The 1,946-nt window shown below is 71.5% G+C and carries 2 protein-coding genes; both read left to right on the forward strand.

What is annotated here, in order from left to right:
• Positions 1 to 70 precede the first annotated feature (70 nt).
• Positions 71 to 1,315, forward strand: a complete 1,245-nt coding sequence (locus tag ADY59_RS47155; RefSeq protein WP_049577870.1) for a coenzyme F420-0:L-glutamate ligase — start codon at positions 71 to 73, stop codon at positions 1,313 to 1,315.
• A gap of 92 nt (positions 1,316 to 1,407) precedes the next feature.
• Positions 1,408 to 1,946 (forward strand): lytic polysaccharide monooxygenase auxiliary activity family 9 protein (locus tag ADY59_RS47160; RefSeq protein ID WP_049577873.1); only part of this gene is annotated, 539 nt, incomplete at its 3' end.

The raw sequence follows: 1,946 nt of genomic DNA on the forward strand, positions 1-1,946 counted from the left end.
CAACCCGCCCTCCCCCACCGCCGCGGGCGGACGTCCTTCAGAGGAAGCCCCCACTGCCGGGGGGTTCGAGGTGGTGCCGGTGCTGGGGATCGGCGAGGTGCGGGCCGGCGACGACATCGCCGCGCTCGTGCCGGACGTGCGCGACGGGGACATCGTCGTCGTCACCTCGAAGATCGTGAGCAAGGCCGAGGGAAGGGTCCGGGAGGCACCGGACCGGGCGAAGGCGATCGAGGACGAGACGGAGCGGGTCGTCGCCAGGCGCGGCGACACGGTGATCGCGCAGACCCGCCACGGCTTCGTGATGGCCGCCGCCGGGGTCGACGCCTCCAACACCGACCCCGGGACGGTCCTGCTGCTGCCCGAGGACCCGGACGCGTCGGCGCGGCGGATCAGGGCCGGGCTCGGCGGCAAGGTCGGGGTGATCGTGTCCGACACGTTCGGCCGGCCGTGGCGGCACGGGCTGACCGACGTGGCCATCGGGTCGGCGGGCGTGGTCACGACGGCCGACTTCCGGGGCTCGCGTGACGCGTACGGCAACCCGCTGAGCGCCACCCTGACCGCCCTGGTCGACGAGATCGCCGCCGCGGCCGAGCTGGTGAAGGGCAAGCTCGACGGCGTCCCGGTGGCCATCGTGCGCGGGCTGGGCCATCTGGTGACGCAGGACGACGGGCCGGGGGTGCGGCCGCTGGTCCGCCCGGCCGACGAGGACCTGTTCCGGCACGGGTCGCGCGACGTGGTGTTCGCGCGCCGTACCATCCGGGAGTTCGCCGACCGGCCGGTGGATCCGCAGGCGGTGCGGCGGGCGGTGGCGGCGGGGATCGCCGCGCCGGCGCCGCATCACACGACGCCGTGGCGGTTCGTGCTGGTGGAGTCGGCCGCGACGAGGTTGCGGCTGGTCGACGCGATGCGCGAGGCGTGGATCGCCGACCTGCGCGGCGACGGCTTCACCGAGCAGTCGATCGCCAAGCGGATCAGGCGGGGTGACGTGCTGCGCAACGCGCCTTATCTGGTGGTGCCCTGCCTGGTGATGGATGGTTCGCACACCTACCGCGACGATCGGCGCAACGCCTCGGAGCGGGAGATGTTCGTGGTGGCGATGGGCGCGGGCGTGGAGAACTTCCTCGTCCAGCTCGCCGTCGAGGGCCTGGGCTCGGCGTGGGTGTCGTCGACGATGTTCTGCCGGCCGGTGGTGCGCGAGGTGCTCGATCTGCCGCGGGACTGGGATCCGATGGGCTGCGTCGCGGTGGGGCACGCGGCCGCGCCGCCGCGTGACCGGGCGCCGCGTGACGCGATGGACTTCATCGTGACGCGCTGACAGACATTTCAAGCAACAGTCACGTAACGGTTTACCGTTAGGAAACTTTCCTTTACATTTGGGCCATCCCCCCAAGTAGAGGAGCCCGCTACATGAGAAGGTTGCTCACGTTACTCTCCGTCGTGGCGATCACGGTCGCCACGGCGGTCTTCAACACCTCACCCGCCCTGGCGCACGGCTACGTCAACTCACCGCCCAGCCGCCAGGCGCACTGCGCCCAGGGGCGCGTGCCCAACTGCGGCGACATCATCTACGAGCCGCAGAGCGTCGAAGGCCCCAAGGGCCAGCGCAACTGTCACGGCGGCGTCGGGCGGTTCGCCCAGCTCAGCGACGAGAGCAAGCCGTGGCCCGTCACCTCGGTGGGCAGCACCGTCAACTTCAACTGGCGGCTCACCGTCCAGCACGCGACCAGCACGTGGGAGTACTACATCGGCGGCACCCGGGTGGCCGTCTTCAACGACGGCGGCCGGCGGCCTCCGGCCTCGGTCTCACACACCGTGAACCTGGGCGGCTTCAGCGGCCGCCAGAAGGTCCTGGCCATCTGGAACATCGCCGACACCGCCATGGCCTTCTACGCCTGCATCGATCTGCAGATCGGCGGCGGCGGCCCCGGCACCCCGACCCCCACGCC

The sequence above is a fragment of the Nonomuraea sp. SBT364 genome (assembly GCF_001083785.1).
In the GTDB taxonomy this organism is placed as follows: Bacteria; Actinomycetota; Actinomycetes; order Streptosporangiales; family Streptosporangiaceae; genus Nonomuraea.